The 25363-nt window shown below is 27.5% G+C and carries 25 protein-coding genes and 1 pseudogene; 18 read left to right on the top strand and 8 right to left on the bottom strand.

All coding sequences use genetic code 11. The features are described 5' to 3' along the window. Positions 1 to 59: 59 nt before the first annotated feature. The 6 genes and pseudogenes from F1B92_RS08270 to cmoB form a co-directional block, all read right to left on the bottom strand. The gene (locus tag F1B92_RS08270) at positions 60 to 1367 is read right to left on the bottom strand and encodes a LysM peptidoglycan-binding domain-containing protein (protein ID WP_195836333.1); all 1308 of its coding nucleotides are present in this window, start codon (positions 1365 to 1367) and stop codon (positions 60 to 62) included. After that, on the bottom strand, positions 1360 to 2151 hold the full coding sequence (locus F1B92_RS08265; protein WP_154571373.1) for a hypothetical protein: 792 nt from the start codon (positions 2149 to 2151) through the stop codon (positions 1360 to 1362). Before F1B92_RS08265 ends, F1B92_RS08270 begins: the two co-directional genes overlap by 8 nt. A 33-nt stretch (positions 2152 to 2184) precedes the next feature. Next, a complete protein-coding gene (locus tag F1B92_RS08260; RefSeq protein ID WP_154571372.1) occupies positions 2185 to 2844 on the bottom strand; it encodes a hypothetical protein in 660 nt (219 codons plus the stop codon). 300 nt (positions 2845 to 3144) lie between these two features. Next, positions 3145 to 3201, bottom strand: a pseudogene (locus F1B92_RS09535) (hypothetical protein); the annotation flags it as partial. A 15-nt stretch (positions 3202 to 3216) separates the two neighbouring features. Beyond that, on the bottom strand, positions 3217 to 3624 hold the full coding sequence (locus F1B92_RS08255; RefSeq protein WP_154571371.1) for a hypothetical protein: 408 nt from the start codon (positions 3622 to 3624) through the stop codon (positions 3217 to 3219). A gap of 1379 nt (positions 3625 to 5003) precedes the next feature. Next, a complete protein-coding gene (gene cmoB, locus F1B92_RS08250) occupies positions 5004 to 5897 on the bottom strand; it encodes a tRNA 5-methoxyuridine(34)/uridine 5-oxyacetic acid(34) synthase CmoB (RefSeq protein ID WP_154571370.1) in 894 nt (297 codons plus the stop codon). A 53-nt stretch (positions 5898 to 5950) separates the two neighbouring features. Here cmoB and F1B92_RS08245 point away from each other — a divergent pair, with 53 nt between their 5' ends. Next, positions 5951 to 7222 carry a M20/M25/M40 family metallo-hydrolase gene (locus tag F1B92_RS08245; protein WP_154571369.1) on the top strand — a complete coding sequence of 424 codons (1272 nt, stop codon included), beginning with the start codon at positions 5951 to 5953 and terminating at the stop codon, positions 7220 to 7222. Positions 7223 to 7275: 53 nt separating this feature from the next. Further along, positions 7276 to 7437: a hypothetical protein gene (locus F1B92_RS08240; RefSeq protein ID WP_154571368.1), complete on the top strand. Its 162-nt coding sequence runs from the start codon at positions 7276 to 7278 to the stop codon at positions 7435 to 7437. A gap of 199 nt (positions 7438 to 7636) precedes the next feature. On the opposite strand, the gene nth is transcribed toward F1B92_RS08240, so the two are convergent. Beyond that, positions 7637 to 8269 (bottom strand): endonuclease III, encoded by a 633-nt coding sequence (gene nth / locus F1B92_RS08235; protein WP_154571367.1) that lies wholly within the window; start codon positions 8267 to 8269, stop codon positions 7637 to 7639. Between the two features lie 90 nt (positions 8270 to 8359). Between nth and F1B92_RS08230 the strand changes: the two genes are divergently transcribed. From F1B92_RS08230 to hisD, 6 genes are read left to right on the top strand one after another with little or no spacing between them, the layout of a single operon-like run. After that, positions 8360 to 9172 (top strand): peptidylprolyl isomerase, encoded by an 813-nt coding sequence (locus F1B92_RS08230; RefSeq protein WP_154571366.1) that lies wholly within the window; start codon positions 8360 to 8362, stop codon positions 9170 to 9172. 9 nt (positions 9173 to 9181) lie between these two features. Further along, positions 9182 to 10246, top strand: coding sequence for a class II fructose-bisphosphate aldolase (gene fbaA, locus F1B92_RS08225; RefSeq protein ID WP_154571365.1), 1065 nt, complete (start codon positions 9182 to 9184; stop codon positions 10244 to 10246). A gap of 8 nt (positions 10247 to 10254) precedes the next feature. Then, positions 10255 to 11553, top strand: a complete 1299-nt coding sequence (locus F1B92_RS08220; protein WP_154571364.1) for a MotA/TolQ/ExbB proton channel family protein — start codon at positions 10255 to 10257, stop codon at positions 11551 to 11553. Then, entirely contained in the window at positions 11540 to 12589 is a 1050-nt protein-coding gene (locus F1B92_RS08215; protein WP_154571363.1) for an OmpA family protein, read from the top strand. The genes F1B92_RS08220 and F1B92_RS08215 overlap by 14 nt, the downstream gene beginning before the upstream one ends. Continuing rightward, positions 12573 to 13427 carry a 1-aminocyclopropane-1-carboxylate deaminase gene (locus F1B92_RS08210; RefSeq protein WP_154571362.1) on the top strand — a complete coding sequence of 285 codons (855 nt, stop codon included), beginning with the start codon at positions 12573 to 12575 and terminating at the stop codon, positions 13425 to 13427. Before F1B92_RS08215 ends, F1B92_RS08210 begins: the two co-directional genes overlap by 17 nt. Next, the gene (gene hisD / locus F1B92_RS08205; protein ID WP_154571361.1) at positions 13424 to 14707 is read left to right on the top strand and encodes a histidinol dehydrogenase; all 1284 of its coding nucleotides are present in this window, start codon (positions 13424 to 13426) and stop codon (positions 14705 to 14707) included. Before F1B92_RS08210 ends, hisD begins: the two co-directional genes overlap by 4 nt. A gap of 1078 nt (positions 14708 to 15785) precedes the next feature. On the opposite strand, the gene F1B92_RS08200 is transcribed toward hisD, so the two are convergent. Beyond that, positions 15786 to 17090 carry a dicarboxylate/amino acid:cation symporter gene (locus F1B92_RS08200; protein WP_154571360.1) on the bottom strand — a complete coding sequence of 435 codons (1305 nt, stop codon included), beginning with the start codon at positions 17088 to 17090 and terminating at the stop codon, positions 15786 to 15788. 260 nt (positions 17091 to 17350) lie between these two features. Between F1B92_RS08200 and F1B92_RS08195 the strand changes: the two genes are divergently transcribed. From F1B92_RS08195 to glyS, 10 genes are read left to right on the top strand one after another with little or no spacing between them, the layout of a single operon-like run. Further along, positions 17351 to 17830, top strand: a complete 480-nt coding sequence (locus tag F1B92_RS08195) for a 3-isopropylmalate dehydratase small subunit (protein ID WP_154571359.1) — start codon at positions 17351 to 17353, stop codon at positions 17828 to 17830. After that, positions 17830 to 18900 (top strand): 3-isopropylmalate dehydrogenase, encoded by a 1071-nt coding sequence (gene leuB, locus F1B92_RS08190; RefSeq protein WP_326833138.1) that lies wholly within the window; start codon positions 17830 to 17832, stop codon positions 18898 to 18900. Before F1B92_RS08195 ends, leuB begins: the two co-directional genes overlap by 1 nt. Continuing rightward, positions 18897 to 19121 (top strand): tetratricopeptide repeat protein, encoded by a 225-nt coding sequence (locus F1B92_RS08185; RefSeq protein WP_154571358.1) that lies wholly within the window; start codon positions 18897 to 18899, stop codon positions 19119 to 19121. The genes leuB and F1B92_RS08185 overlap by 4 nt, the downstream gene beginning before the upstream one ends. Continuing rightward, positions 19118 to 19474, top strand: coding sequence for a CiaD-like domain-containing protein (locus F1B92_RS08180; protein WP_154571357.1), 357 nt, complete (start codon positions 19118 to 19120; stop codon positions 19472 to 19474). Before F1B92_RS08185 ends, F1B92_RS08180 begins: the two co-directional genes overlap by 4 nt. Beyond that, entirely contained in the window at positions 19434 to 20558 is a 1125-nt protein-coding gene (locus tag F1B92_RS08175) for a tRNA nucleotidyltransferase/poly(A) polymerase family protein (RefSeq protein ID WP_154571356.1), read from the top strand. The genes F1B92_RS08180 and F1B92_RS08175 overlap by 41 nt, the downstream gene beginning before the upstream one ends. A 55-nt stretch (positions 20559 to 20613) precedes the next feature. Continuing rightward, positions 20614 to 21453, top strand: a complete 840-nt coding sequence (gene purU, locus F1B92_RS08170) for a formyltetrahydrofolate deformylase (RefSeq protein WP_154571355.1) — start codon at positions 20614 to 20616, stop codon at positions 21451 to 21453. Next, positions 21453 to 21935 (top strand): tRNA (cytidine(34)-2'-O)-methyltransferase, encoded by a 483-nt coding sequence (locus F1B92_RS08165; RefSeq protein ID WP_154571354.1) that lies wholly within the window; start codon positions 21453 to 21455, stop codon positions 21933 to 21935. The genes purU and F1B92_RS08165 overlap by 1 nt, the downstream gene beginning before the upstream one ends. Further along, on the top strand, positions 21914 to 23239 hold the full coding sequence (locus tag F1B92_RS08160; protein ID WP_154571353.1) for an endonuclease/exonuclease/phosphatase family protein: 1326 nt from the start codon (positions 21914 to 21916) through the stop codon (positions 23237 to 23239). The genes F1B92_RS08165 and F1B92_RS08160 overlap by 22 nt, the downstream gene beginning before the upstream one ends. Beyond that, a complete protein-coding gene (locus tag F1B92_RS09405) occupies positions 23236 to 23364 on the top strand; it encodes a hypothetical protein (RefSeq protein WP_268233933.1) in 129 nt (42 codons plus the stop codon). Before F1B92_RS08160 ends, F1B92_RS09405 begins: the two co-directional genes overlap by 4 nt. Then, a complete protein-coding gene (gene glyS / locus F1B92_RS08155) occupies positions 23348 to 25363 on the top strand; it encodes a glycine--tRNA ligase subunit beta (protein WP_154571352.1) in 2016 nt (671 codons plus the stop codon). The genes F1B92_RS09405 and glyS overlap by 17 nt, the downstream gene beginning before the upstream one ends.

Genomic DNA, 25363 nt, shown 5'->3' with positions numbered 1-25363 from the left:
GGAGTAGTTGTTGATGGTTAGGCTATCGTTCCCTTGTTTTACTGTAAGAGTATTTCCGTTTAGATGTATTCTATGTTTTTATCTTCGCTTTCGTAATATCCTTTATCTGCATTATAAGTTCCACCCGTTAAAGTTATGCCGTTAAATTTGACTTCGCCCTGATGGTCGCTGTCTGTGATTTTATCGCCATTATTTGCGTGATATTTGTCATAGCCTTGACCTTTGCTTTCCATTTTATCAGCTTTACTTCCGCCTATAAATTCATTATCCCCACCATTTGCGTCTATTAGAATGTTTTCAGCATTGCTGTCGCCTATTAGGATATGGTTTGTTTCGTTTAAATTTGCTAAATTACCTTGAACTAAAACTTTATCTTGTAAGAATTTAACTCTGCCTTCATCAATAAGCCAAGTATTGAGTTTAACTAATTCTTTGGTTGTCATATTATTGTCTTGGGCGATTTCGGAAAGCGTATCACCTGATTTAACCTGATAAATCCCTTTGCTTCCTAAATCTATTTCTTTAATAGGCAAATTTATATTTGATAGCAAAAATGATACTTTTGGGATATAATCTAGTGCATTTAGAATTTGCAGATTTGAGAGTTCTTTTATGTTGTAGGTTTGGGAATTTATAGTAGTCACTTCGGCACCACTTGATAAAATTGCACCAGCAAAATTTTCACTTTCTTTATTTTTTTCATTTAAGTTTATACTAGAATTAATATTGATTTCTTTTTTGGAAGCATTTATATCAATCGCATAATTTCCACCGCTATGAACTATTGTTAAATTTGCATCTGACGGAAGTTTGATTAAAATATTTTCCATATTTTCTTTTGTAAAGGTATCAATTTCGGATTTATCTGTTTGAATAGTCAAATTACCATCTTTATCATTTTTGACTAAATCTATATAACTATCATACAAATTTGCAGCAACAATTTTTGCTTCTTTTTCTGCTTTATCTCCGAGTGGAATTGCCGTAACTTTACCAAACGCATGGTATGCACCAGCAGTGACAACAGCCATAAACCAAGCAAAAGGGTTATCCCAGTTTTCAGCTAGTATTGCACTAGTTATACCAAAAGCAACAGCATTTCCGTATGTCTCAGTCGAACTTTGTGTTATTGTTTTTGCCAAAGCACCATTTATTTCAATAAAATAAGTTCGTATTTTATCGTCGCTATCTTCTGCTTTTACTACAATATTTAGGGCATCTTTTGTGGCACCATTTAGGTCGCACAAATGTGTTCTAAATTCTAGTAATTTTACTTTTTCGCCAAGTGGCAAAGTTTGCAATAAATCTGTTGATTTACAAATTTTATCTATTTCATTAAACAATTTTTGTTCTACTGTATTACTCATTTTTATTCCTTTCATTTTGAGTTTCATTAAATTTAAAATTTATAATTTCCAATAGCTTCTGATTATATTTGGATTTGATGATATTTTGCATTGCAGAATTTTGTATATATCTATCATATCCGTCTTTTAAATAAATATATATTTTTTCGTGCTTGTGAGAATTATTTTTATCCAAATAATATAATTTTTTACCAGAGCAGTCATTTTTATCAATACAACTTCGCTCATATTTTTCAAACATTGCATTGAAATAAAAATCACTTAAATTTAGCATTATCTCCAATAAACTATCTTGCATTTGAAAATTTTCTAAATTTCCATAAGGCAATCGCCCAATCATTTCATAAATTTCATCAATCAAAATTTGCAATTTTTCGGAGTTTAAGTTTGTATATTGCATACTTTTATCGTCGTTATACACTAATCCGTAAATTACATCATATAACAAACGCCACCAAATAATGTCATCGATACTGTCTTTTGGTAAATTTTCTTTTCCTTTTTCAAAATGATAATTCATCTTTGCAAAGAGTGGTTTCATCAAAAAATTATCATAACTAGCATATTTATGCAGTTTTGAAATGTAAATTTTATATTTCATTGCTTTTATAAATTCTTGCGTAGATTGCGAATTTTTGGTCATTTCGTGTGTGTAGTCTTTTTGCAAAGAGTGGTTAGTTTGAATTATTATTGTAGCTACATTAAACGCAATAATTATAGCTAATGCAAAAAATAATCCTAGTAAAATTTTTATAATTCTTTTTTTGTTGATTTTATTTTTCAAATTCTTTCCTTTCCAAATTTCAAAAAACAAACTTCAAAAATTTATTTTTTCAAATATGTGATATGCTTTGTTTAAAAATATTTTTGATTTAGATATATCTAAATCAAAATTTGACAAAAAATAATCTTTAATTGTTTTGTATTCATCAATTGAATTAAAATATATATTTATAATTTTATCATCTTGGGAAATAATTATACAGTCGTATAAATGATAATTTTTTAAACCGCTTTTGTATAAGCAATAAAAAAATTTAGACAGCAATAAAAGTATATAATTACAAATCGTGATTGGCAAGATAATCAACCAGATAATTTCTATGTAAATGTTCTGTTTTTGAGATTTATGATAAAAATCTTCAAAACTTTTATATACAGTAAATTTTTCATCTAATTTTATGGTTTCTAAAAGTTCATTGTCTTGAATAAAATCAATTTTATTGTTATAAATTTTTATATACCTACTATCCTTATATTTTAAATAAGGTTTTACATAGAGCCACACTACAACTGGCATTAAAATAAATAGATTTATATAAAGTTTAGAAGTCATATTTTCATAATTAAATATAAATATTAAAATAGTAAAGATAATAGAACCAGGAAATAAAATGAGAAACATAAAAATAGTATTAATATCCTTTATCTTAATCGGTTCTTTGTCATAGTTTCGTTTTATATTTAAATTCTCCAAAACTTTGCTTCCTTTTTCATTGTTTTACAATTCTACTATATTTAAATAAATTATTACTTAAACACTATGCTATATATAATAAATCCTAAATTATCGCTATTTTATCATTTATTAAATCTATATAATTTGATAAATCTAACTCACATACATCTGCAAATTCGCCACACTTCTCATATTATTGCCTGATTGAGTGAAATTTGCTTCATCTTTGCTAATTCCTTTTAGCACTAGTGTATCACTTCCTGCGTTGTCTGTGATAGTATCGTTTCCGTCAAATTTGGTGTAGATAAATTTATCATCTCCTTTGCCGCCATTTAGTGTGTCATCTCCTTTTTTGCCGATAATTATATCATTTCCATATCCGCCGTGAAGTTAGTCATTTCTTGCACCGCCCATAATAGTATCATCTGCGTTTGTGCCAAATATAATATCATCTTCGATAGTGCCTTTGATACTATCACCTAATTTTCCTGCTTGTATTATTTTATTTGCATTATTTAAAGTGTAGTTATTAGTACTATCACTTTGTAAGATCATTTTTTGCGAAGTAGAGCCATAAATGCTTCCGTTTGCATTAAAATTATATGAAATACCGCTGCTATTTAAAATTTGTTTTATGATTTCGTTTTCAAGATAGGTTTTATCTATACTATTTAATATTTTTAATCCCTGTATATAAACAACAGATAAAAGTAATAATGAAGCATTTGATATTTTTTCATTATCATTAGTTGCAAATTTAACATTTATCTTAGCTAGTGTATTATTAGTTATTACCAACTCTTTATCTGTGATTAGCTCATCTTTGTATAGCTTTTGAGTAAGATATTTAAAGCGGTTAAATTTACAAATCTTTTTAGATAATCATTTGAAGTATTACTGGCTTCTATGTCTATTATCTCATTTGTCTCTTTGCCATCTCTATCATAGTAAATTTCTTACCCGTAAAAGCTTCCATTAAAGCGACATCTCTTGTGTAAGCATAAACCTTATAAGTTTTTATTATGCTTGGATTATCATAGTTATGATTTAGTATGTTTTTTAATCCTCTTGTTTAGTTTTTATCTATGTTATCTGTTTTACTCCAAATATATAAAAGCTCTTTTGCGTCAGTTTGAATTTGAGTAAAGTTAGTGTATGGTTTGTTTTGTAAAGTTGTTATGAAATTTCTTAACTTTTCATTATCTTGTATCTCATCTTGTAAATTCTTTAATACTCCACTACCTTTTAAATTTAAACCCTCAAAGCTTAGAGTTTTGTTATCATAGGTTGTTGTATAATAACTAATTAGAATTTATTTTTAAGCACTAAAATGTTTAAAAGTGCGATGGTGTGGGGGTTTGATAAAACAAAATTCCCATTTTATGTTCTGTTTTTAAGGATTGAAAAAATCCCAAATTTCCCAAAACTGCCAAAAATTCCCAAAAATAGATCTATTTTAAAGATTTTAAACGCTAATTAAAGGGCTTTAAACGCCTTTTTTACCATAAGCATTTAAAATTAAATGCACTCCTAAAAAATATCCCAAAAAAATTAAAATAGCCAAAAATAGGGCTTTTTAGCGTTTAAGGTTTAAGTTAAAAAATAGTAAATTTCTTTTAAGAAATAGATGATTAATAAGACATTTTTTGCAAAATTTGTCCCTTAATAAAACTTAATGTCCATTAATAAGCTAATAACTCCCATTTTACCGCATTTTTGATTAATAGACACACAAAAAAAAGCAAGTTTTTAGAAATGAAACTTAAATTTTAAGCTTAAACTGATTAAGTGACATTTTTTTTAAATTATTTTTTATCAACAAAACTAAATTTTTTTATGATTTTAAATTTCATCTTTTTAATAAAATATCTCATTAAATTTATTTTTTAAAAAAATTTTATTTTTATTAAACTTTATATTTTTATACAAAAACGCCAAATTTTTACTATCATATGATCTTGATAAATTTAGGTGGCGGTTTTGAATGTGAAAAATTGCATTTAAAATGGGAATTTAACTACCAACCTTAAGATAATTGTTTGGAAATTTCCAATTTTATTTAAAAAAATATCATTTTAAAATCAAAATGACAAAATTATCTAATTTTAAAATATTTGTTAAAGCTGAAATTAAATTTTACATATAAATCCTTTTTTAAAATGCATTATACCAAAAATTTAAACCCTTGCCCTTATATAAACTCTTTTTGGTGCTGGGTAGCCTTCAATTGTTTTAGATTTGTCATCTTTGTCTAAAAAATCCCCCAAGCTTTCTGTATCTATCCAAGAAGTTTTTCTTTGTTCATTTAAATCAGTCTCTTTTGTAGCTAAAATTTCAAAATCTTTAAATTTAGCTTTTTGGCACCAATTTTGCAGGGCATTAATTGATGGTATAAAATAGACATTACTCATTTTTGCGTAGCTGTTTTTTGGCACCAAAGCGATATCTAAATCACTTTTTATATAAATCGTATCTAAAATAAGCTCCCCGCCACTATTTAAAGAAGCTTTTAAATCCTTTAGCATTTTAACTGGATCGCTTCTATGATAAATCACTCCAAGGCAAAAAATTGTATCAAATTTATGCTCGTAAAATGGTAAATGTTCAACTCCTAAAAGTTCAAATTTAATTCCACTTTTTATAAATTTATCTATAAATTTAAACTGTAAATAAGTTCTAATCCCAGGATCAAATCCAACTAGCTTTTTAGCATTCATTTTAAGCATTCTAAATAGATAATATCCATTATTGCACCCTATATCAGCGACAACCTTGCCATCTAAATTTAAAAATGGTTTTAGGATATTAAATTTCATAAAACTTTGCCACTCACTATCTATAAAGATATCAAATATCTCAAAAGGTCCTTTTCGCCACGGCTTTAAAGATAGTGCCGTTTTTAAAATTTCATCCCTAAACTCAGCTTTAACATTAGCTTTTATCTTTACAATATCATCAAATTCACAGCTCGCTTCACACTCATTTAAATTTAAAATTTGCTCATAAATAGGCTTATAGATTTTAAAATTTAACTCATTTAATTTCTCATCTCGTATCTTATCTAAATTCATAATTAAATCCTTTTTAAGATATAATACCGATATTTTTATTTAAAAGGGCTAAAATGAAAACTTATATGGAGTATTTTAAAGAAATTTGTACTATCCCGCACGCTAGTTTTGAAACTGATAAAATGCAAGAATTTTTAGTAAATCATTGCAAAAAAAATGGCTTTGAAGTAAGTGTTGATAAGGCTGGTAATATTCACGCTTTTAAAGGAAAGCCTAGAATTTGTTTGCAAGCTCATTATGACATGGTGTGTGTTGGAGATGCACCAAATATCAAACTTATCCAAAAAGATGGCTTTTTAAGTGCTAAAAATTCAAGCCTTGGTGCAGATAACGGCGTTGGTGTTGCTTATATGATGTGTATGATGGATAGATATGATGATTTTGAAGTGATATTTACAAATAATGAAGAAGTAGGACTTTGGGGCGTTGCTAAATTTGAAGGCGTGGTAAAATCGCCAAATTTACTAAATTTAGATAGTGAAGAAGATGATAGAGTTTCGATTGGTTGTGCTGGAAGTGTTGATATTGATGCAACAATAAAGATTGACAAAACAAAATCAAATGGCTATTTATATGAACTTGTTATTGATGATTTTCCTGGCGGACATAGCGGGATAGAAATTCACAAAAATATTCCAAATTCCATAAAATTTATTGCTAAATTTATAAAAGAAAACAAAGGCAAGATAGTAGAATTTAACGCAGGCGAAAGAAGAAATTCAATTGCTGCAAATGCTAAAGTAAAAGCTATATTTGATAAAGAGTTAGGCAAAATTCCAGATTATATAAAAGCTGAGTTTTTTGGTAAAAAAGATGCTCAAATTTATACTTTTAGCGACAAACTTTTAAATATGCTTTGTATTTTTTCACAAGGTGTAAGGGCTTTTAATACAAAATTAAATATTCCTGAAGATAGTATAAATTTATCCACTGCAAAAGAAAAAGATGATGTTTTTGAGGTTTTATTTTTTGCAAGATCTATGAGTAAAGATGGACTTGAAAACTCTAAATTTGAAACTATAGCTTTAGCAAAAAGTTTTGGTTTTGATGTAAGAACTGAAAATCAAACAACTCCATGGAAACCTGAAATTAACGAGTTTTCAGAGTATATTTTAAATTCTCTTAAAAAGTATAAAAGCGATGTTAAATTTACAGCTGTTCATGCAGGACTTGAGTGTGGAGTATTTTTAGCAAAACAGCCAAATTTAAAAGTTACATCAATTGGACCAAATATTTTTAGCCCACATAGCATAAATGAAAGATTTGATATGGCTTCAGGGGATTTGATATTTAAAGCAGTTGATGAAATAGTTAAAAATGCTTAAAAATTTATAAAATAATTTATCTTAATTTGTGCTTGTTTTGCATTATATTTTTTATGTCTGGAAAAAGCAAGAATTTTCCAGATTATTTCTATGAAAATGAAGAAGAAATTTATGAACTTGTAGATTTTTATAAAAGCATATTACCAAAAAATATAAGCGATAAAAATTTAGAGATTTTAAAAGAAAAATTACTAAATTTAGATTTTTTGGCATAGAAAATTTTGATGATAGAACTAAAATTATAGCCTAAAAATCAGGCTTTATAGCAAGAATTTTACATATTTATGATAAGTCTTTTAGCGATAAGAGTTAGAAAATATTAAAAAAGATTTGGATTGTCGTTTGATAAATGATAGAGTTTTGCTTGAAAGTAACGCTGGTGCAACTGGTAAAGAGTGCTATTTTAAGTAGATGTTAAATAACCTTATCCTTACTTTTGCAAAGTTCATTTAAGAAGCACTCATTGCATTTTGGTTTAATTGCTTTACAGGTATAACGCCCAAAAAGCACCATAGCTTGATGAAGCCAGTTTAATTCACTTTTAAAAGCTTTTGTTAAATCTATTTCAGTCTCTTTGGGGGTTTTAGATTTGCTTAAATTTAAGCGGTGCGAAACTCTAAAAACATGAGTATCTACAGCCATTAAATTTGCACCAAAATACTCTATCATCACAACATTTGCCGTTTTTTGCCCAACTCCAGCTAAACTCATAAGCTCATCTCTTGAGCTAGGAATTTTACCACCAAAATTATTCATAACTGATTTTGCCATTATGATTAAATTTGAAGCTTTATTATTATAAAAATTGCAAGATTTTATTAGGTTTTTTACACTCATTAAATTTGCATTTGATAAGCTTTTGACATCTGGATACTCTTTAAATAAAGCTGGAGTGATTAAATTTACTCTTTTATCGGTGCATTGAGCTGAGAGCATAACAGCAACCAAAAGCTCGTAAATATTACTGAAATTTAGCTCAGTTATTGGCTTATCAAAGTGTTTTAAAAACAATTTTTTTATTAAATTTATCTCTTTTTTTGTTCTCATTTTGTAATTTTAACTTAAAATTTATGAAAATTCAATCAAGGTTTAAAAACTTTTAGGTATAATTGCCTAATTTTTTACGAAAGGTTTTATATGAAAAAAATTTTATTTGGAGCTTTAAGCTTAGCGGTTGCTATGAGCTTAAATGCTAAAGTTTTTGCTACAGTTGATGGCATTGAGATTACTGATGTTGATATCGCTCCTATGTTTGCTGGCGTTTCTGGTGTTGATTTAAACAATCTACCTCCTGAAATTCAAAAACAAGCAGTTGATAGAGCTATTGATATAAGAATTTTAATCAATGCTGCAAAAAAGAGTGGAATTGAAAAAAGCGATCTATATAAAAAACAGCTAGAAATTGTTAAAGATGAAATAGCACTTCGTGCATGGCAAGCTAGAGAGTTAAACAACACAAAAGTAAGTCCAAAAGAGACAAGTGAGTATTATGAGAAAAATAAAGATAAGTTTATTGAACCAGCAGCTATGAATGCTAGTCATATTTTGGTAAAAGATGAAAAAACAGCAAAAGATATTATATCTACATTAGGCAAGCTAAAAGGCGAAGAATTAAGCAAAAAATTTTCTGAAATTGCAATTCAAAAAAGCATAGAACCAATCGCTAAACAAACAGGTGGAAATTTGGGTTGGTTTGCTAAAGGTCAAATGGTTAAAGAATTTGGCGATGCAGCTGAAAAGCTTAAAAATGGTGAATTTACAAAAACGCCTGTAAAAACTCAGTTTGGCTATCATATTATATTGAAAAATGACTCAAGAAATCAAAAACAATTAAGTCTAGAAGAGGTTAAACCTTATATTGAAAATGTAGTTAAACAAATCAAATTCCAAGAAAATTTTGAGAAAAAATTCAAAGATTTAAAAGCAAAAGCAAAAGTAGAATATAAATAAGGATTTAAAATGGGTGTATTAGATATAGTAAAAGCCGGTGTTTTGTATGGTAATGATGTAAAAAAATTATACGATTATGCAAAAAATGAAGGATTTGCAATTCCTGCTGTAAATGTCGTAGGAACAAATTCCATAAATGCAGTTTTGGAAAGTGCAAAAAAAGTTAATTCACCCGTTATAATTCAGTTTTCAAATGGTGGGGCAAGTTTTGTGGCAGGTAAAACATGCCCAAATTTAGCTGTCTTAGGTGCAATAAGTGGTGCAAAACATGTGCATTTACTAGCAAAAGAGTATGGCATTCCTGTTGTATTACATACAGATCACGCTAGCAGAAAGCTTTTGCCTTGGATAGATGAGCTTGTAAAGGCAAGTAGTTTAAATTTTGAAAAATATGGCACTCCGCTTTTTAGTTCACATATGTTGGATTTAAGCGAAGAAAGTTTGGATGAAAATTTAAATACTTGCGAGAAATATTTAAAAATATTTTCAAATTTTGGTATAAATTTGGAGATAGAATTAGGTGTTACTGGTGGAGAGGAAGATGGAGTGGATAATACAGGCGTAGATAACGCTCTTCTTTATACACAACCTCAAGATGTAGCAATAGCTTATGATAGATTAAACTCTATTAGTTCAAATTTTACTATAGCGGCCAGTTTTGGTAATGTGCATGGGGTTTATAAGCCAGGAAATGTAGTTTTAAGACCTGAAATTTTAAAAAATTCTCAAAATTTTGTAAGAGATAGTTTTAATTTAAGCGATCAAAAACCTGTAAATTTTGTTTTTCATGGCGGTAGCGGAAGCGATTTAAAAGATATCAAAGATGCTGTTAGTTATGGTGTGATTAAAATGAATATTGATACAGATACTCAATGGGCTTTTTGGGACGGGGTTAGAGAATATGAACTTGAAAATAGAGATTATTTACAAGGTCAAATAGGAAATCCAGATGGCGATGATAAGCCAAATAAAAAATATTATGATCCACGAAAATGGCTAAGAGCTGGGGAAGAGAGTATGATAAGGCGTTTGCTTGAAGCTTTTGAAGATTTAAATTGTTTAAATAAAAACTAAGGAATAATATGGAAAATAAAAACGAATTTGATTTTAGCCTACCAGAAGATAGCACAAGATCACTTTTTAGTGTATATTTTAAAATAATTATAGTTCCTGTATTGATTTATTTGGTATTTTTAGCTGGATATTTTGATGTTATAAATTTTAAAGTTGAGCTGCATTCTATATTAATGATGGGGTTTTTGCTTTTTATGGCACTTATTTTTGCAAGGCATAGTGCTGAATATGGTTGTTGTTTATTTGAAGATCAAATTTTAGTTTTTAAAAGCGGATTGAAAGACTATATAATGAATCACCTAACTGTCGTTGGAAATAAAAAAAAATCAAATGCTACATTTGAAAATTTTATTAGCGATTTTACAAATGGTATAAGAAATAAAAACTACTCATCAGTTGCAGCAGGCGTTTTTCCTATGCTTGGAATTTTAGGAACTTTTATAAGTATAGCTATCTCAATGCCGCAGTTTTCATCATCTGATATAAACTCTCTTGAAAGCGAAATTTCACAGCTTTTAGGCGGTGTTGGTACTGCATTTTATGTTTCAATTTTTGGTATATTTCTAGCTTTATGGTGGATATATTTTGAAAAAAAGGGTATTAGTAGATTTGAAAAATTGATGTTTAAATACAAAACTGCTACTAAGATTTTTTTTTGGGATAAAGATGAAATTTCTCAAAATTTAATGCAAGAAATTTTAAATCAAAACAAAAAGATGGTCAATAGCTTTGAAAATGCCTTAAATACAGAGTTTATTAAAAATTTATCCAATGCTTTAAATGATGAGTTTGAGACTTTTAAAAATATGGTAAATTATCAAAAAAAAGCTCTTGAAATTTCATCAAATGGATTAAAAGAAGTTAATGAAAAAATTTATAAATTTGAAAAATCTTCATCAAATTTGAATTCCGATTTAGAAAATTCAATTTTAAAAACAAATAAACTCAATCTAAATTTAGAAGAAACTTACATTAATTTATCTAAATTATTTGAAGCTAATCATAAATTTCTTGAAAAAAATAGTTTAAATTTTAATAGCTCAATACAAATTTTAAAAAATGAGATTGAAGAATTTAAAAAAGCATTGTTAAATATTAATTCTCAAATTTTAAATTTACATAATCAATCCATGCAAAATTTTAAAAATAGCTTGCAAGAAGATATTGATAATTTTAAAAATTTAATTATAAAAGAGTCGAGAAAAATCGATAATAGCGATATTATAGAAGAGCTTAAAAAATCTCTTGAAAATATTGATTTAAATTCAAAATTTATAAACAATTTGGAAGCAGATGAGAGCAGATAGAGAAGAAAAAGATAATTTTTGGATAGCTTATGCTGATTTAATGGCTGGACTATTATTTGTTTTTATACTTTTAATAGGTGGTATAATCATAAAATATGTTATTACTCAAACTGCATTAAAAGAAAAAGAAGCAAATTTTTTAAATACATTATCAAGTTTAAAAAGCCAGAAAAAAAAGAACTCTGAACTTGAAGCCTTAAATAAAATTTTTAGCGATAGATTAAATGAACTTGATATAGAAACTAAAAATTTAAAGCAGCAAAATTCATTTTATATTATAGAAATGGATGAGCTAAAAAGAGTTGTTGATAGCTTAAATGATCAAAATAGTGATCTTAATAAAACCTTGCATGAACTCTATGGCGATTTTGAAAAAGAGAGAAATTTAGTAAGCCAGATGAATAAAACAGCTTCTCAAAATGAGTTAAAAATTGCTTATTTGCTAGAGCAAATTTCTGCAAAAGATACTAGTATAAATAAAATTTTAAATGATTTAAACATTACAAGAAGTAAGATAAAAAATTTAACAGGTATTGGCGTGAGGGTTATATCTGATATTAAGGAAAATTTAGGAGAAAGTGTTAGTATAGATCAAGAAACAGGGGCTTTAAGGCTTTCGTCATCGATTCTTTTTGATAAAGGTTCTTATGCTTTAAAAGAAGAAGCAAAGCCATCACTTAAGGCTACATTAAAAAAATATTTTGATGTGCTTTTAAATAATGATGAAATTAGGCAGAATTTAGATGCAATCGTTATAGAAGGACACACCGATAGCGACGGAGAATATCTTTTTAACTTAAAGCTATCACAAGAAAGGGCGTTTTCTGTGATGGAGTTTATAAGCTCGTGGAACACAGATGAAAGACTTAAAAAATATCTTTTAGCAAGCGGACGAAGTTTTATGTCGCCAATTTTAAAAAATGGAGTTGAAGACAAAGACGCAAGTAGAAGAATAGAGATCAAATTCTCACTCTCAAACAAAAACACTATGCAAGAAATACAAAAAATTTTAGATTATAATGCAAGCAGTTTTTGAAAAAACAAAATTTAGAAATTTAGAATTTTTTGTTTTAAGAGATGATTTATTAGGCGAATTTAACGGAAATAAGGCTAGAAAATTAGAGTATTTTTTAAAAAGTGATTTAAGCAAATTTGATACTATCGTAAGTTATGGCTCATCACAGTCAAATGCAATGTATTCACTTTCAGTATTTGCAAAACTAAAAAAACTTAAATTTAAGTATGTAATGAGTCATCTAAACTCAAATTTAAAAGATACTCCAGTTGGAAATTTTAAATTTGCCTTAGAAAATAAGATGGAGTATTTTGTATCTAAAAATCGACGCGAGTTTGCACTAAATTTAGTTGATAGCAAAAGTATATTTATAGAAGAAGGTATTGCTCAAAAAGAAGCCAAGATAGGCTTTATAAAACAAGCTAAATCAATAAAAGATTATGCTAATAAAAATAAAATTAAATTTGATATTTTTCTACCAAGTGGCACAGGTGCAAGTGCAGCCTACTTGGCAAAACACACTAAATTTAGAGTTTTTACAACTCCTTGTGTTGGAGATAAAATTTATTTACAAAAACAAATTAATAATTTAAATTTAAACAATTTATCAAATTTAACTATCTTAAATCCGCCTAAAAAATATCATTTTGGTGCTTTAAAAAAAGAGCTAGTTCAAATTTGGCAAGAAATTTTAAATGAAACTAGCATAGAGTTTGATTTGATATATGATCCAGTTGGGTTTTTAACTCTTTTTTTAAATTTAAGTGAGTTTAAAGAAAATATTTTATATATTCATCAAGGTGGAATTTTGGGAAATATTTCGCAACTTCAAAGGTATAAATTTAAAGGAATGATATGAAGGTTTTGTATAGTAGGGATTTGGGGTTTAGGAGTGAGTTTGATCTACTTGTCAATAGAAGCGACAATGATATGGCAGATGTAATGCCAATTGTTACAGAGATCATAAATGACGTTAGAAACAGGGGCGATGTAGCATTAAAAGAGCAAATTTTAAAATTTGATGGCTGGGATGGTGGGGATAGTTTAGCTATATCTAAAGATGAGATGAAAGAAGCTTTTAATAATACAAATAACAAGATGAAAGAGGCTTTAAATTTAGCTAAAGATAGGATAAAAAACTACCATAAAAAACAACTTGAAAAAACTTGGCTAAGTTTTGAGGAAAATGGCTCAATCCTTGGACAAAAAATAACTCCTATAGATAAAGCAGGACTTTATATTCCAGGCGGAAAAGCTGCATATCCAAGCTCGCTTTTAATGAATGCTATTCCCGCAATCGTAGCAGGAGTTAAACAAATCATAGTTTGTACACCTGCAACTAATGGAAAAGTTCCAGAGCTTTTACTAGCTGCAATGTATATCTTAGATATAAAAAAAGCTTTTAAAGTAGGTGGTGCTGGAGCAATAGCAGCGATGGCTTATGGAACAAAAAGCATTCCAAAAGTTGATGTTATAACAGGACCTGGAAATATATTTGTTGCAACTGCTAAAAAGCTAGTTTTTGGCGATGTAAATATAGATATGATAGCAGGACCAAGCGAAATAGGAGTAATAGCAGATGACTCAGCAAATGTTCATCATATAGCTATAGATCTACTTTCACAAGCTGAACATGACGAATTAGCAAGTAGCTTTTTGATAACACATTCAAAAGATTTTGCTTTAAAACTAAAAGATGAAATTTATAGAATTTTACCAAATTTAAAAAGATATGAAATTGCAAAAAAAAGCATTGAAAACAAAGGTGCTATTATCATTACTCAAAACAAAGATGAGAGTATCGCCTTGATGAATGAGCTAGCAGTTGAGCATTTAGAAATAGCAACTAATGATGCTTTTAGCTATTTGCCATTTATCAAAAACGCTGGAGCAATATTTTTAGGACACTATACACCTGAAGCCATAGGAGATTACTTAGCTGGACCAAATCACACCTTGCCAACTGGTGGAAGTGCTAGATTTTTCTCGCCTTTAGGCGTAAATAACTTTATTAAAAAAAGCTCTATTATTTCAATGAATAAAAACGGCTTAAATGAGTTAAGCAAGGCTTGTATGGCTTTAGCTGATGCGGAAGGACTTGAAGCTCATAAACTTTCTGTTGAAGTTAGAACTAATTAGTGGAGTTTAAGACTCATAATTACACTTAGTAAAATAACTTTTTAAGTATATTTGTATTTTTGATGTCTTAAATAAAACTGTTTTTGCGACTTGCACAAAAAGCAAATTTAAAATGAAAAAAGATTTTTTTGCTTGAAATTTATATTTAAAAGTTTATATAGCATAAAAATATCTTAAAAGCATTTTAAATGATTGATTTGGTAAACATTTTAGCTTTAAAATTACTCTACTTAAGGATATAAGAACTTTATTGGAGTGAAATTTTTTATTCAATAGTTTAATTTTTAAGTTAAGATATGATGAAAATTAGTCTATAAAAATATGGCTTTTTATTTTTGTGTTATTAATTTTTTAACTTAAGATAATAAAGTCAATTTTTATTTATGGTTTTAATAAAATTTGATATACATTTTTTGCAATTTTTATTAATATGGCTTTTTAAAATGTAGTAAAAATTATCTCTTTTATCCTTAAATTTACTTAATCTTAGTTCATAATAAGCCTAAAAATTTTATATTACTATTAGAAAAATTATTCTTACAATGCTTTAATCTAAAATATTCTTAGCTCCTTAAAAATAGCCTTTGCTATAGTAGTTTTACGACTTATGTAAAATCCATCTCTTAAATATGCCTTTTTTTTTTGCAATTACGAATAAAAACACAAGATTTTACTTTTTTTCTTATGCTTATAAGTATTTGTGTGAAGTAAAAAGTTCTTATCTGTCTTGTTACTAAATTTAGGTATATTTTTGCAAACATTTATCATTAAATTTAAAATATTTTATGATTTTATTTGCAATATTCCTTAAAATATTGCAAATTTTAGCTTTTTACTTGCTTATATTAGCAAAGCGATTTAAGAAGCAAAAATGCTTTAAAATTATTAAGTGGATCATATTTTCATTATTATAATCTTTAAGTTTTTTAGAGTTTAGGTTAATTGAAATTTTTAATTACTTAATACATTTAGCTAAATTTGATATTTATCTATAAATTTTCATCACCGTTTTAGCGATAAAAATTTATAGATACTTTTTGCAACTCAAAGAAGGAAATTTTACTCCTTCTTTGAAAAATTATAAATTTTTAGATGCACGATCCCATTTATCTGTATCTAATTCACCCTCTGTTTTTGCAACCCATATAGAAGCAGCCACATCTCCTGTAACATTCATAGATGTTCTTCCCATATCTAAAATCGCATCTATTCCTAAAATCATACCATAAGCAATCGCAACATTTCCTTCCACTGGTAATCCAATAGCTTCTAAAACTAAAAGTAGCATCATAGCTCCAGCTCCAGGAATTCCAGCCGTTCCAACTGCTGCAAGCATAGATGTTAAGATTATAGTCATATAGTGTCCTAAATTTAGATCAAGTCCGCAAGCATTAGCTATAAAAATTGCACAAACTCCTAAATAAACGGTAGTTCCATTCATATTTACAGTTGCACCAACAGGAAGAACGAAACTATAAATTCCTTTTGGAACGCCCATTTTATTTTCTGCTGTATCCATTGAAATTGGAAGTGTAGCGTTTGAACTTCTCGTTACAAAAGCTGTTAGCATAGGATCTTTTACCTTTTGTAAAAAAGATTTTGGACTCAATCCTATAAAAAGACAAGTTCCACAATAAACTAAAATGATTTGAAGCACTAATCCTAAATATACAGTAAATGTAACGTTGGCAAGAGAGCTAAACGCACTAGCACCACTTTTGTTAAATACTACAAACATTAGTGCAAAAACGCCTATTGGTGCATATTGCATTATCCAATGCACGACTTTAAACATTACCTCACTAACACCATCAAAAAATTTATAAACCACATTTGCTGCTTCTTTAATTCTTTCATCTTTATTTTCTCTGCAAAACGCTAAAGCCACACCAAAAAATATAAAAAAACAAATAATAGCTAAAACTTGAGTATTTGCCATAGCCGAGATTGGATTTGTAGGCACGATATTTAATACAATTTCGCTAAGACTAGGGGCATTTGAAGTTTTAGAAACAGCAATAGAACTATCGCTTAAATCAAGACCCGCTCCTGGTTTAAAAATAAAAGCACACATTAAGCCTAAAATTATGGCAATAAGTGTTGTGATGGCATAATAAAATACAGCTTTTCCGCCAACTCTACCAAGTTTTGAAGGCTCAATAGAGCTAGTTCCTACAATCAATGAAGCAGCTATTATAGGCACTATAATCATTTTTAATAACCTAACAAACAAATCACCAAATGGCTGTATTATACTAATTAGTGTTGGATTTTTAGGTAAAACCATACCGATGATAGAGCCAATTATTAAAGCACCAAGAATTCTATAAGCAAGATTACTTTTAAAATACCAGCTTAAAATTCCACTTTTTTGTTTGGACATTTGTATCTCCTTAAAATAAAATTGAATTAATTTTAACTTTTTTTGTTTAAAATTAATTTTTGTTTTAAATAAAAATTTTAAATTTTTATTTTATTTTGATTTTAAGTGTAAATTTGTAATAAAAAAGATTTTAAATTTTTAAATATTTTTTTAAAACATATAGATTATGGATTATAAATTTATAGAATGCATATTTTATCAGTTTTATATAATTTTATTATGGTAAAATACTCAGATTATTTTATGAAAAGGAAAAATTTATGGCAAAAGTATGGAAATTTGGCGATAATATCGATACGGATATTATAATTGCAGCTCGCTATTTAAATACATCAGATCCTGAATTTTTGGCAACTCATATAATGGAAGATGCTGATAAAGATTTTTATAAAAAAATAAATAGAGGTGATATTATAGTAGCAGATGAAAATTTTGGTTGCGGAAGTAGTAGAGAACACGCTCCAATAGCGTTAAAAGCGGCTGGAATTTCAACAATAATAGCTAAAAGTTTTGCTAGAATTTTTTATAGAAATAGTTTTAATACTGGACTTTTAATTTTAGAATGTAAAGATACTAATAAGATAGATGAGGGTGATGATTTAGATATTGATGTCAATACTGGAATCATTAAAAACAATACAAAAAATGAAAAGTATCAATTTGAACCAATCCCTGAATTTATGCAAGAGCTTTTAAATTCTGGCGGGCTTATAAATTATGCAAAACAAAAGGAAATATAGTGAAAAGTTATAATATTTGTGTTATAAAAGGCGATGGAATAGGGCCTGAGATTATAGATGAAGCTATTAAAGTTTTAGATACGGTTTCTAATAAATTTAATTTTGAATTAAATTATGAGCATATGCTAATGGGCGGTGCTGCTATTGAAGTTTTTGGCGAGCCATTACCAGAACAAACTCTTGAGGTTGCTTTAAAATCAGATGCTGTGCTTTTTGGAGCTATTGGCGGACCAAAATGGGATAATTTAGAAAGACACTTAAGACCAGAGAGCGGATTATTAAAGCTAAGAAAAGGTTTAGGAGCTTTTGCTAATTTAAGACCTGCTATAGTTTTTGATGAGTTAGTCGAAGCCTCTACGATTAAACCTGAAATTTTAAAAGATGTTGATATTATGGTTGTTAGAGAATTAACGGGGGGAATTTATTTTGGAGAGCCGCGAGAGTTGCTAGAAGATAGAGCTTATAATACGATGGTTTATGATAAATTTGAGATTGAGCGAATTTCAAGAGTTGCTTTTGAAGTTGCACAAAAAAGAGATAAAAAAGTTACTTTAGTTGATAAGGCAAATGTTTTAGAAACAAGTCAATTATGGCGAGAAGTTGCAAATGAAGTTGCAAAAGATTATAGTGATGTATCGCTTGAGTTTATGTATGTTGATAATGCGGCTATGCAGTTGATTAGGTATCCAAAGCAATTTGATGTGATTTTAACCGAGAATTTATTTGGCGATATTTTAAGTGATGAAGCTAGTATGATTTGTGGATCGATTGGCCTTCTTCCTAGTGCTAGCATAGGCGGAAAAGTCGGAATTTTTGAGCCAATTCACGGATCAGCACCAGATATTGCAAAACAAGGTATAGCAAATCCAATTGCTATGATTTTGAGTGCTGCTTTAATGCTTAGATATGCATTTGATGAAAATGAAGCTGCAAATTTAATAGAACAAGCAGTTAGAGAAATTTTAAAAGAGGGATATAGAACAAAAGATATAGCAAATTTTAACGCCAAAGAGATATGTTCTACCGATGAAATAGGCACTCATATTAGTGATAAAATTGCACAATTATGAATGATTTATTAACAAAAGCTTTGATTTATGAATCTCAAGGTTTAAATAACGATGCTTTAAAAATTTATAATGAAATTTTAAAAATACAGCCTGAAAATATTGAAATTTTAAAGGCTGTTGAGCGTATAAAGTATAAACCAAATCAAGAGATGTTAAATTTATTTTTTAGTAAAAATAAAGATGATATCGATAAATTTAAAAGGTGGCTTACTCAAATATGAAAATAGAAGAATTAACGCAAATTGTAATTAAAGAGCTAGAAGAAAATAGCAAAAATCAAATAGATGATGAATATAAATTACAAAAAGAATCCATAAGTGATAAAGAAAGTAGCGATTTGTTAAATTTAGATTTTTTAAGTGATGAAATCGCTAGATTAAATGATGAAATTTTAATATCAAAAAACGCTCAAAAAGATTTTTTAATAAATTTAAAAGATAGAATTTTGGTTTTGTTTGAAGGGCTTAATAGTTTTGATAAATCCGATATTGAAGCTAGGGTTGAATTAAGTTTAAAATTTATGGAATTTTTGCTTGCAAGTATCGAAAAAAAACTTAAAAATTTATCAAAATAAAGATTTTATTGAAATTTATGAACTTCTAAAGCCATATACAAAAAGAGCCTATTTTGTTGGTGGCTTTGTGAGAGATTTTTTTATGAAAAAACACTCAAATGATGTTGATATCGAGGTTTTTGATATAAAACAAGATGATTTTGAGGTCTTGATGAACAAACTTGGTGCTGTTGGAAATGCAAAGAGTTTTTATGTTTATAAATATAAAAATTTCGATATATCACTTCCTAGGATTGAGAATAAGACTGGATTTGGTCATAAGGGTTTTGAAATAGAAATTTGTAATGACGAAAAAACAGCTGCCAAAAGAAGAGATTTTACTATAAATTCTATTATGATCAATATTTTTAGTGGCGAAGTTTTTGATTTTTATGGCGGTATTTTTGATATTAAAAACAAAATCTTAAGAGTTGTTGATGAAAAGACTTTTATAGAGGATAGTTTAAGGGTTTTAAGGGGCGTTCAATTTATATCAAGGTTTAATTTAAAAGTCGATAAAAATAGTTTAAATTTAATGAAAAATATGGATTTGAGTGATTTGAGTGTTTATAGAATTCAATCTGAACTTAGAAAATTTTTTAATTCCAAATATCAAATTTTAGGGCTAGATTTAATATATAAATTAAATTTATTTTATTTTTTATTTTTATATAAAATAACTTATGAAGAGTATGTAAATTTAAGAAATTTAATAAAAAATGGATCTAAATTTATAAAAAATGAGATGTATTTTTTATACAAAACATTAAATTTTTTAAATTTAGATAAAAAAAAGATTTTAAAGAGATTAAGCCTAAATCAAGTATATAAGGATATTTTAAATCAACCATATTTTAAAAATATAACAGATTTGAATTTACTTGAAGTCTCTTTAAAGATGCCATTAAAAAATTGGCTTGGACTTGATAATAAAGATTTAATTAATAGAGCTAAAAAATTTGGCATTTATGATAATAAATTTTCATCAAAAATCAAAAGCGAAGATGTTATGGAGTTGGGTTTTGAAAAAAAAGAGTTAGCAGATGAAATTGCAAGATTAAAAAAAGATGAAATCCATAAATTTCTAGAAAATTTTAAAGCATAAATTTATAGAAATTTGTGTAAAATTACAGATTTAAATTTAATAGAAAGTTAATTTTATGAAAAAATATATTTTAAAAATAGATTGCGAAGATGAAAAAGGGCTTATTTATAGAATTTCAGATGTTGTTTTTAAATTTAATCTAAATATCGAGAAAAACCATGAATTTGTTGATCATAATGTCAATAAATTTTTTTACAGGGCTGAGATTATTGCTCAAAATGAGATTGATATATTGGCGATTTATGGCTCATTAAATGCTATGCTTGGTGGTAAAGCAAATATTGTTTTAAAAGAGGCTAAAAAGAAAGATATAATCATAATGGCCACAAAAGAAACTCATTGCCTTGGTGATTTATTGATTAAACATGATAGCAATGAATTAAACGCAAACATAATAGCTGTTATAGCAAATCATAATGATTTAAGAAATCTTGTTGAGAAATTTAATATAGAGTTTATTTGTATAAAAAGCGATGGATTAGATAGGGAAAGTCACGAAAAATTGATATTAGAAAAACTATTTTTATATAGTTTTGATTATATAATTTTAGCTAAGTATATGAGAATTTTATCGTCAAATTTTGTTTCAAATTTTATTAATAAGATAATAAATATCCACCACTCATTTTTACCTGCTTTTATAGGTGCAAACCCTTATAAGCAGGCTTTTGAAAGAGGTGTAAAAATTATTGGAGCAACTTCTCATTTTGTAAATGATAATCTTGATGAAGGACCAATTATCACACAAGATATTGTTAGAGTAAATCACGAAATGAGTTGGCAAGAGATGAGAAAAGCAGGAAGAAATATAGAAAGAAATGTTTTAGCTAATGCTCTTGATTTGGTTTTTGATGATAGAGTTTTTGTTTATGATAATAAAACGGTAATATTTTGATGCTAAATATCGTTTTAGTCCATCCCCAAATTCCTCAAAATACTGGTGCCATTGGAAGGCTTTGTATAAATGCAGGTCTTAATCTTCATATAGTAAAACCAACTGTTTTTGACCTTGATGAAAAAGCAGTAAGAAGAGCTGGGCTTGATTATTGGAAAAAGCTAAATCCTAAAATTTGGGAAAGTTTGGATGAATTTTTAGTAGAAAACGAAAGTAGGTTTGATAGATTTTTTTTCGCTACCACAAAGAGCAAGAAAGCGTATTTTGAGCAAAAATTTAAAAAAGATGATTTTTTATTGTTTGGCGGAGAGAGCACAGGGCTTCCGATGTGGTTGATGGAGAGAAACTTTAAAAATGCTTTAAATATACCGATGGTAAAAGGTGGGCGAAGTTTAAATTTAGCTATGAGTGTTGGGATTATAGCTTATGAGGCTATTAGGCAAAATTATGGAGATTTAGAGTGCGAATTTTTATCTGTTTAATAGTTTTTTGTTTGTCTGTATTTTGTGCGGAATTAAAAATAGCTACTTTTAATGTTGAAAATTTATTTGATGATGTTAATAATGGCAGTGAATATAAAAATTTTGTGATAGGAAAATCTTCTTGGAATAAGTCAAAATATGATACAAAGCTAAATTTAGTCTCTAAATTGTTAAAAATAATTGATGCTGATATCATAGCCTTACAAGAGATAGAAAATGAGGGAGTTTTAAGAAGTATAGCAAAAAATATAGGCTATAAAAATTACGTTTTTTCTAAAGATAAAAAATCTCCTTTTGGTCTTGGAATAATATCAAAAATTCCCATCAAATCAAAGGAAATTTACAGAATAAAAGGTATTAAAACTAGGGATTTCATAAAAGCTAGATTTAGTTTTAATGGACAAGAATTCACAATCACTACAGCACATTTTCCAGCTATGAAAAATTCAAAACGAGATAGAAAAATAGTTGCAAATGAGTTTATGAATTTTATCAAAAACGATAAGCATTCTATTTTACTAGGGGATTTTAACAGTAGATATGGATATGAATTTTTATTAAATAATCTCTCAAATTATAAAAATCTTTGGCAAGAAAAAAATGCAAGGCAGAGAATTTCTCATATAAGTGGCAGTGCGATTGATCATATTATTTTAAGTAGTGATTTTTTTAATGGTAACGATATAAGTTATTTAAAAAATAGTTTTGAGATTTTTAATGATAGTAAATTTTTTAATTCAAAATTTAAAATTTCAGACCATTATCCTTTAGTATTTAAGATAACTACCAATTCTCAGAAATTTAAAACCACCACTATTTGGCTAAATAATATTGATGAAATTTATGGCAAAACTAAATTTAGTAAAAACTTTGGCTTTAAAAATTTAGCTTTAACCTATAAAGATAAAAATGGATTTGTCTTATCGGATCAAAATGGCAGAGGGCTTTATTTTTATGGTAAGATTAATGATTTAGAATTAGGAGATTTGGTTGATGTTTTGATATACTCAGCACAAATTTATAAGGATAATTACGAAATTGATAATTATCAAATTTTAAAAACCCAAAAAACAGCTCAAAATTTAGATAATTATCTTCTGGATGTCAAAAATATAAATATTGCTAGACATGGCGATGTTGTAAGAGAAATTCAAGGCAAAGTTATAAATGGGGAGCTTGTTGGAGAATTTGGCGTTATAAAAGTTTATAGCTACTCAAGAAAATTAAAAAATTCAGAGCATGAAGTTTTTGAGAGAGCATTTTTTACAAAATTTAAAGGACAAAGAGAGTTGATAGTAAAATGAAATTTATAATGACGTTTATGTTTGTGCTTTTTATGGCATTTTTAGTTATAGGTTTTAATAAACAAATGATAGAAAAAAATAAAAAATCAAAACAAAATAGGATGAAAAATGAAGATATTAATTGAGATAGGATTAGAAGAGCTTCCTGCGATTCCATTTTTAAAAGAATATAAAAATATTTTACCAAAGTGGTATGAAGTATTAAATAAATTTAGTTTAAATTCTGATTTTAAATTTGAATTTACACCAAGAAGACTCGTTTTTTTTAGTGAAAATTTTCCATCTTATCAAGCCGATAAAATCATAGAATTAATTGGAGCTCCAAAGCAGATTGCAATTAAAGATGGAGTTTTTACAAAAGCAGCGTTAAGTTTTGCTCAAAAGTGTGGAATTAGCGAGAATGAGTTAAAATTTAAAGAAATTTCAGGCAAGGAAGTTTTATATTATCAAAAAATACAAAAAGGTAAAAATTCTAAAGATGTATTAAATGAAGCAATAGATGAGTTTTTATCTGCATTAAATTTTGGTAAATCAATGAGATGGGGTGAAGGTTTATTTGAATTTATTAGACCGATTAGATCTTTGATTTGCGTTTTGGATGATAAAGATATAAATATAAATAGTTTTGGTTTACAAAGTCAAATGGCCTTTTATCCTCATAGAAATTATGGTTATAAAAAAATTCATTTTAATTCTACTGATGAATACTTTCAAAAACTGCATGAAAATGGCGTTATTTTGGAATGTAAAAAAAGACGAGACATAATAGAAAATGAATTTAAAAATATAGAAAAAAGCTCAAATTTAATTATAGAAAAAGATGATGATTTGTTGAATGAAATTATAGCTATTACTGAATTTCCAAAGCCGCTTTTAGGTAAATTTGATGAGGAATTTTTATCTCTTCCTAAAGAGGTTATCATAACTACAATGAAAGAAAATCAAAGATATTTTCCTTGTTTTAAAGATAAAAATTTAAGTAATCATTTTGTAGTCGTAAGTAATGCAATTACTCAAGATAACGATTTAATTATTAATGGTAATGAAAGGGTTTTAAAAGCTAGACTTAGCGATGCTATGTTTTTCTGGCAAAGTGATTTAAAGAATGACTTTAATGAAAACTCTCTTAAAAATGTAGTTTATATGAAAGAACTTGGAAGCATTTATGATAAAGAAAAAAGAGAGCTTGATATAGCTTTATACTTGGCTAAAATTTATCAAAAAGAGCTTGAAAATGAGTGCGGAAAAGATTTTGTAAAATTTATAGAACAAGCGGTTATGCTAAGTAAGGCAGATTTAACAACTCAAATGGTTTGTGAATTCGGAGAGTTGCAAGGGATTATGGGTGGATATTATGCTAAAGAAAGAGGATATAATAATTTTGTTGTAAAATCTATACAGGAGCAGTATTTACCAAATAATGACAACCTTCCAACATCTCTTTTTAGCTCTATTATTAATATTTCATTTAAATTAGATACTTTAATGAGTTTATTTTCTATATCAAAAGAACCAAATGGTAATAAAGATCCATATGCTTTAAGGCGTGCAGCAAATGGACTTATAAGGGTTGTTTTGGATAATAATATTAATTTTAATATTAAAGAAATTTTAGCTAGTATTTCTAAAAACTACTCTAAATTTGATATTAATAGGTTAGAAAATTTTATTTTTGATAGATTAAATGTTATTTATGATGCCAATAGCTCTATAATTGCAGCTTGTATAAAAAGTTCTGATGGGGATTTAAAAGATTTAAATAGTTCTATTTTAGCGTTAAATGCTATTAGTAAAGAAGAGAATTTTAAAGATAAATTTAGCACTTTTAAGAGATTATCTAACATAATAAAAGATGAAAATATAGATTTTGTAGATGAGAAATTATTTGAAAATTGTGCTGAAATTTCTCTTCATAAAACTTTTTGCGATATTGATCTAAATGAAAAAGACTGTAAAATTTATCTTAATTCTTTATTTGATCTTAAAAATGATATTGATAAATTTTTTGATGAAGTAATGATTAATGTTGAAGATAAAAAAATTCGAACAAATAGAATAGCCATAATAGGTCAAATTTATAAAGCATTTTTAAGAGTTGCAGATATAAAGGAGATAAGTTTTTGA

This window comes from Campylobacter portucalensis, assembly GCF_009690845.1.
Classification (GTDB): Bacteria; Campylobacterota; Campylobacteria; order Campylobacterales; family Campylobacteraceae; genus Campylobacter_B; species Campylobacter_B portucalensis.
Note: the sequence above shows the minus strand (reverse complement) of the source record. Positions and strands in the feature narration are given on the sequence as shown.

Bases quoted from the DNA above. Each gene is read 5' to 3' on its own strand.
- F1B92_RS08270 (WP_195836333.1), bottom strand. From the start codon at position 1,367: ATGAGTAATACAGTAGAACAAAAATTGTTTAATGAAATAGATAAAATT.
- cmoB (WP_154571370.1), bottom strand. From the start codon at position 5,897: ATGAATTTAGATAAGATACGAGATGAGAAATTAAATGAGTTAAATTTT.
- F1B92_RS08245 (WP_154571369.1), top strand. From the start codon at position 5,951: ATGAAAACTTATATGGAGTATTTTAAAGAAATTTGTACTATCCCGCAC.
- F1B92_RS08240 (WP_154571368.1), top strand. From the start codon at position 7,276: ATGTCTGGAAAAAGCAAGAATTTTCCAGATTATTTCTATGAAAATGAA.
- nth (WP_154571367.1), bottom strand. From the start codon at position 8,269: ATGAGAACAAAAAAAGAGATAAATTTAATAAAAAAATTGTTTTTAAAA.
- F1B92_RS08230 (WP_154571366.1), top strand. From the start codon at position 8,360: ATGAAAAAAATTTTATTTGGAGCTTTAAGCTTAGCGGTTGCTATGAGC.
- fbaA (WP_154571365.1), top strand. From the start codon at position 9,182: ATGGGTGTATTAGATATAGTAAAAGCCGGTGTTTTGTATGGTAATGAT.
- F1B92_RS08220 (WP_154571364.1), top strand. From the start codon at position 10,255: ATGGAAAATAAAAACGAATTTGATTTTAGCCTACCAGAAGATAGCACA.
- F1B92_RS08215 (WP_154571363.1), top strand. From the start codon at position 11,540: ATGAGAGCAGATAGAGAAGAAAAAGATAATTTTTGGATAGCTTATGCT.
- F1B92_RS08210 (WP_154571362.1), top strand. From the start codon at position 12,573: ATGCAAGCAGTTTTTGAAAAAACAAAATTTAGAAATTTAGAATTTTTT.
- hisD (WP_154571361.1), top strand. From the start codon at position 13,424: ATGAAGGTTTTGTATAGTAGGGATTTGGGGTTTAGGAGTGAGTTTGAT.
- F1B92_RS08200 (WP_154571360.1), bottom strand. From the start codon at position 17,090: ATGTCCAAACAAAAAAGTGGAATTTTAAGCTGGTATTTTAAAAGTAAT.
- F1B92_RS08195 (WP_154571359.1), top strand. From the start codon at position 17,351: ATGGCAAAAGTATGGAAATTTGGCGATAATATCGATACGGATATTATA.
- F1B92_RS08185 (WP_154571358.1), top strand. From the start codon at position 18,897: ATGAATGATTTATTAACAAAAGCTTTGATTTATGAATCTCAAGGTTTA.
- F1B92_RS08180 (WP_154571357.1), top strand. From the start codon at position 19,118: ATGAAAATAGAAGAATTAACGCAAATTGTAATTAAAGAGCTAGAAGAA.
- purU (WP_154571355.1), top strand. From the start codon at position 20,614: ATGAAAAAATATATTTTAAAAATAGATTGCGAAGATGAAAAAGGGCTT.
- F1B92_RS08165 (WP_154571354.1), top strand. From the start codon at position 21,453: ATGCTAAATATCGTTTTAGTCCATCCCCAAATTCCTCAAAATACTGGT.
- F1B92_RS09405 (WP_268233933.1), top strand. From the start codon at position 23,236: ATGAAATTTATAATGACGTTTATGTTTGTGCTTTTTATGGCATTTTTA.
- glyS (WP_154571352.1), top strand. From the start codon at position 23,348: ATGAAGATATTAATTGAGATAGGATTAGAAGAGCTTCCTGCGATTCCA.